The following is a 5,588-nucleotide window of genomic DNA, read 5'->3' as shown; positions in this document are numbered from 1 at the left end:
AGTCGGACGCCTTGTGCGGTGGTGAGCAGCGAACTGGTCTGCAGCCGGCCCTCGGCCGCTTCAACCGGGTGCTCCTCGGGCTGCTGTGCGGGTGCGGCCGGCGCTGCGCTGGATCGGCGAGGTGCACGGGAAGCTTTGGGCTTCGGGGGCATGGAACTCCTCAGAGATGGTGCGGTGAGGTCCCGGTACCCGCGACTACACCTCAGCCCTCCTAGATGGGCTATAGCTCGAGGACCCGGTCGTCGAGCCATGGAACGATCTGCCCGAGCACGAGCTCCTTGAAGTGGTCGGTCTCCCGATGCGCCGCGAATGCCTCCGGCGACGTGTAGCGCTCCAGCAGTACGTAAGAGCGATCGTCATCCAACTGACGGTAGGCGACGAACGAGATGTTGCCCGGTTCACTCCGTGCGGCCTCGATCAACTGCGGGAGCAGCGCCGGTCACGGGACCTCCTCATCGGGCGAGGCTGAGAATGCGACGCGAGCCCGACGTCTCTTCGCCCCACAGCGAAGCGTCACCCCAGCCGGGACCTCGACTACCGATGGAGTGGCGCCTCGGAGACAATTGGGGCGGTCGCGCGCTGGTCCTTCAACGCGCGCGACCTTGGCAGCTGATGGACCCCGCGGGTGTTTCAACCACCTGCCCGTCCGGTTCCCCATAAGACGCCGATCACTCGTTGGCACGGTCTCGCTGGCCCGCTGCGGTTGCGGCGGCCGGGCACACCGTGTGACTGAGCGGGAGCGCAAGTGATGTCGAATGCCTGTGGCTGACGACATGACTTGTATGCGAAGCAGCACCGAGGTTTCTGGTCGTCTGAGAGCGTGCCCGCCGCGAAACGATCGCTCGCTGTCTATGACCGTTGCTCCGGACAACTGCTGCGGGGTGATCGGGGGCGGTCCGTGCGTTCGGCGGCCGCGGGCCGGTGGTGGCGCGGACCGTATCTGCGGCGCGCCAGCCGCCGAACGCTCGGGTCAGGGGTGGCTACATGCCGGAGCGGTAGGTGTCGTCGTAGTAGCCGCCGAGGCGGGTCCGGTAATCGTCGTTGACCCCGGCGTCTGGGTCGTACTCGGGGGCGTCCTTGATCTGATCCTTGGTCCGGTCGACATAGACCTTCTCGTCGTCATGGTCGACCCGCTCGACCACACCGGCAGGCAGCAGCACCTTGCGCCCGAAGATCCACGGTCCGGTGTCGACCACCAAGCCGGAGGTGCCGGTCTGGCCAGTGGCTTCGTCGACCTTGCCGATATCGCCGTCAACGGCGGCGATCTTGTACCCGGTCAGGTCGGTGCCCTCGGTGTAGCCGGCCGTCGTTCGGTAGTTCCACGGGTCGAATGCATTCATCGACATGGCGGTTCGCCTTTCGTACCAGTGGGCAGTTCGCCCAGCAGGGAACCCGTGACACGCGTGCGCCAGCCCGAGACCGGCACCCGGTGTCTCGAGCATGGTGCGAGCCCGGTACCCACCACCCGCGCAATCAAGCAAGACACCGCGGTTCTGCCTAGGCGATCTGAGTACGCAGTAAGCCACCGACTCTGCGACCGACCTGGCCGACATCAACATAATTTCGGTGCATCAGCGATCCGACGTTTGGGCCGCGGCAGCCAGGTGACTCGGACGTTCTCTTCGTTTGCCTGAGGGTACCGAACAGCGGTGAGGCGAGTTGGGGAACTGATCGCGGCCCGGTACAGGGTTGTCGGCGTCCTCGGGCGCGGCGGGATGGGAGAGGTGTACCGGGCGACTGATGTGGTTCTGGGCCGCGAGGTGGCTGTCAAGGTCATGCTGCCCATCCCTGAGACGCTTGCCGCAAGGGAGCGCTTCGTACGCGAAGCGCGAGCCAGCGCCCGGCTACGCCATCCACACGTCGTGGCAGCCTATGACTTCGGTCAGTATGGCGCGGCCTATTACCTTGCAATGGAACTTGTTCTAGGCCGAACGGTGGGCGAGGAGCTCAGGCGGCTCGGTCCGCTTCCGTCGGACCGGGCTGAGCATATGGTCAGGCAGGCTGCCGCCGGGTTGGCAGCCGCGCACGCTGAGGGCATCGTCCACCGGGACATCAAGCCCGACAACCTTCTGTTGACCAGCGACGGATTTGTGAAGGTCGCCGACTTCGGCATCGTTCGGTTCCTCGACGACGCCACAACGACGATGACCTCGGCTGGCCACATTGTCGGCACGAGCCACTTTCTCTCGCCGGAGCGTGTGTTGGGAAAGCCCGCGGAGCCGGCGTCCGATGTCTACGCCCTCGGCTGTGTGCTGTACCAGCTGCTCACCGGTCGTCCGCCATTCGTCTCCGAGAGTCCTGCGTCGGTCATGTTTCAGCACGTTCAGCGCAAACCGACACCACCGACGGAGCTTCGGGCGGAATTGCCCAGTGAGCTCGAGGCGCTGACTCTCTGGATGCTCACGAAAGACCCCGGCCAACGACCGACCGCAGGTGAGATCGCGACCGGCGTCTGGCCGTCCACCGTCATAGGCCCCGAAACCGACATGGCGACAACCGTGGTTCTGCCCGTACGTCGGAAAGCCCCGAGGTCGGTGTTCATCGGGGTCGCCGCGGCCGCCGCTCTCGCGGTGTCTGCAACCGTTGGCGTCCTCTCTGGAGCGACAGATGCACAGCTCCCGACCGACTCTGACCTCAACCCGTCGGAAGCCGAACGCACCGCACCGCCCGCCCCGAGTACGACGAAGACACCCGCTCCAACGGCCGTCCGAACGGTTACCCGCACAACGACGTCCAAGCCCTACGTGGCGCCCCAACCCAGTCCTGCCAAACCGGGGACATCATCGTCACTCTCACCGAAGACATCATCGCCACAGCAACAGACGCATGCCGGCCCGCACGGTCCGGCGAAACACGAGACGCGTGGCCCGTTGAAGCCGAAGAAACCCAAACCTTAGCGGCCGACCGAGCTGCGATCGGTGCCTCAGGCCTGGTGCAGTTGTCCTCACTGGTGCCGACCCGGTCGACACGGGATTGAGCAGGATCCGTAGGGCGTGCATGGGCTGGCGTGGCGAGGGGCACTCTGGGGGCCTGTACGTCGAAACCAGAAGAGGAGAGACCAATGGGTACGGACGACAAACTCAAGAACACGGCCGAAGAGGCCAAGGGCAAGGTGAAGGAGAAGGCCGGCGACGCGACGGACGATCGCGACCTGCAAGCTGAAGGTGAGGCAGACCAGACCAAGGCGAACCTCAAGCAGGCCGGCGAAAAGGTGAAGGACGCCTTCAAGGATTGACGCCTTGAGTAGTGGTCGGTCCCTGGTGCTGTCGTCTCAACACCGGGGACCTGGGACGGCATGACCTCGACCTCAGCGCCGTCCCTGTACGCCAGGTGCCCCGCAGCGCGCAACGTACTCAGTTCTGGCGAGGCACCCGCGAGTGTCGATCAGGTCTTTGTGCGCGTCGCGGAGCTTGCGGTGTCATTCTGGGACTAGCGCCTGAGGACTTCTAAGGCGCGGGCGCACAGCATGCGGCTGTGGGCTGACGCGGCGCCGCGGAATGGAGCGGCCTCGGTGCCTATTTGCTGCTGCTTTCCCGCACGGTGCGAGGCGTCCTATCGATGCATGGGTAGCCTGTCTTGGCGCGGCCAACGCGGTCACATTGCCGGCAACCCACCGTCCGCGTGACTGTGACGATTGGGTGCGCGGGCCGGAGGGTACCGGCGGGCAACTGGATCACCGTATGAGGAGGTACTGCGATGAGCACCACTCCTGTTCCCCCTGTTCCGCCGGTGGTGCCGGGAGGCGATCCGGACAATCCCGATGTCGTCACCCGGCCGGGAGACGACAGCCCGCTGGAGCAGCCGATTCCGGAGCCCGACCCCGACGAAGATCCCAACGAGCAACTTCCGCGAGAATAGGGGCCGAGCGCAACGCCGGCGCGGGACACGAGCCAGATTCATCGACTTCTGCACCAAAGAGCTCAGATCCATCAGAGCGCGTCCGTCGCGGCGGAGGCGATGTTGCGTTGCATACCGCCGAAGACGAGGCCGTGGAACGGCTTGATCGCCCACCAGTACAGGTGCCCGGGCAACCCGTGTGGATGGAACAGCGCCCGTTGGCGGAAGACGGTGTTGCCCGCGTCGTCGTGGTCGACCACGAGTTCGAGCCAGGCCAGGCCGGGGAGCCGCATCTCGGCGCGGAGCCGGAGGAGCTTGTGATCTTCGATCTCTTCGACGCGCCACCAGTCGAGCGGATCGCCCACGGACAGGTCACGTGGATTGCGCCGGCCGCGGCGCAGACCTGGACCACCGAACAACCGGTCCAGCAGGCCCCGGGCCCACCAGCCGAGGCGCCAGGAGTACCAGCCGTTTCCCCCGCCGATGCCCTCGATCACCCTCCACAGCTGGTCGCGGCTCGCACGTACGACGCTTTCGCGCTCGTCGACGTACAAGGAACCGCCGGACCAGTCCGGGTCACTCGGCAGCGGATCGCTCGGTGCGCCGGGCATTGACGCGGACGCCCAGGTGGTTGTCACGTCCAGCTCGCGGACCCGCTTGAGCGCGAGTTCCACCGCCCGATCGAAACCGATCAGTCCGGATTCCGGATCGGGCACGTACTTCGCGATGTCGTGCTCCTTGCAGACGACCTCGTGGACCAGGCTGTCGACCAGCGGTCTGGCGATGCTGCTCGGCACCGGGGTGACCAGACCGATCCAGTGACTCGACAGCGACGGCGTGAGCAGCGGCAGCAGGACGATGCGCCGTTGGTTGAGGTGGGCAACCTTCGCGTAGCGCTGCATCATGTCGCGATAGGTGAGGACATCAGGACCGCCGACGTCGAATCCGCGGCTCACGTCGGCCGGCATCGACGCGCTGCCGACCAGATAGCGCAGGACGTCGCGTACGGCGATCGGCTGGATCCGTGTGCTGAGCCAGCGTGGGGTGACCATCACCGGCAGGCGGTCGGTCAGGTGCCGCAGCATCTCGAACGACGCCGAGCCGGAGCCGAGAATCACGGCCGCGCGCAGCACGGTGACCGGCACGCCGGATGCCAGCAGGATCTCGCCGACCTCGCGCCGGGATGCCAGATGCGGCGAGAGTTCCTCGCCTTCGGGGTAGAGGCCACCGAGGTAGACGATGCGGGTGACGCCGGCCTCCCTGGCGGCCGTCCCGAACGTCAACGCATTGTGCCGGTCGCGCGCCGCGAACCGCCGGCCGGTACCGAGGGAGTGGATCAGGTAATAGGCGATGTCAACGCCGTCCATCGCTCCCCGCAGTTGGCGTGCGTCCGCGGCATCCGCTTCGACGACGTCGACTTCGTCGTACCAGGCCCGATCTCGGAGCCGGTCCGGGTTCCGTGCCATCGCGCGGACCCGGAAGCCGGCCTCGAGCAGTTCCGGCACGAGGCGGCCACCGATGTAGCCCGTGACTCCGGTGACGAGAGCAAGACGCTGGTTCATGACTCCCGGTGCCCGGAGTGCGCCGAGCAAATGCGGTCGAGGCACGGGCGACTGCTGGGCTAGGCGTTGACAGACCTGTGCAGCTGGGCCAGTTGGTTGGTTGGTTGGGGGGTTTTGGTGGCGGGTACCGGGCGGCTAGTTTCAGTGGTGGTACGGAAGGGTGCCATTTCGGTAAGTCCTTGTTGCGAG

6 protein-coding genes are annotated in these 5,588 nt (G+C 66.1%); 3 read left to right on the top strand and 3 right to left on the bottom strand.

Annotation, left to right across the window (positions count from 1 at the left end):
* Positions 1 to 220: 220 nt before the first annotated feature.
* Positions 221 to 421, bottom strand: coding sequence for a putative quinol monooxygenase (locus tag ACXC9Q_RS36950; RefSeq protein WP_457061294.1), 201 nt, complete (start codon positions 419 to 421; stop codon positions 221 to 223).
* Between the two features lie 559 nt (positions 422 to 980).
* A complete protein-coding gene (locus tag ACXC9Q_RS36945) occupies positions 981 to 1,346 on the bottom strand; it encodes a PRC-barrel domain-containing protein (protein WP_457061293.1) in 366 nt (121 codons plus the stop codon).
* Between the two features lie 303 nt (positions 1,347 to 1,649).
* Here ACXC9Q_RS36945 and ACXC9Q_RS36940 point away from each other — a divergent pair, with 303 nt between their 5' ends.
* The 3 genes from ACXC9Q_RS36940 (at position 1,650) to ACXC9Q_RS36930 (ending at position 3,858) form a co-directional block, all read left to right on the top strand.
* Entirely contained in the window at positions 1,650 to 2,897 is a 1,248-nt protein-coding gene (locus ACXC9Q_RS36940; protein ID WP_457061292.1) for a serine/threonine-protein kinase, read from the top strand.
* A 164-nt stretch (positions 2,898 to 3,061) separates the two neighbouring features.
* Positions 3,062 to 3,235: a CsbD family protein gene (locus ACXC9Q_RS36935; protein ID WP_457061291.1), complete on the top strand. Its 174-nt coding sequence runs from the start codon at positions 3,062 to 3,064 to the stop codon at positions 3,233 to 3,235.
* A gap of 461 nt (positions 3,236 to 3,696) precedes the next feature.
* Complete coding sequence (locus tag ACXC9Q_RS36930; protein WP_457061290.1) at positions 3,697 to 3,858, top strand: hypothetical protein; 162 nt, start codon at positions 3,697 to 3,699, stop codon at positions 3,856 to 3,858.
* A 71-nt stretch (positions 3,859 to 3,929) separates the two neighbouring features.
* On the opposite strand, the gene ACXC9Q_RS36925 is transcribed toward ACXC9Q_RS36930, so the two are convergent.
* Entirely contained in the window at positions 3,930 to 5,399 is a 1,470-nt protein-coding gene (locus ACXC9Q_RS36925) for an SDR family oxidoreductase (RefSeq protein WP_457061289.1), read from the bottom strand.
* Between the last annotated feature and the right edge of the window lie 189 nt (positions 5,400 to 5,588).

This window comes from Kribbella sp. CWNU-51 (genome assembly GCF_054073265.1).
This window is presented reverse-complemented; position numbering and strand designations above follow the sequence as displayed.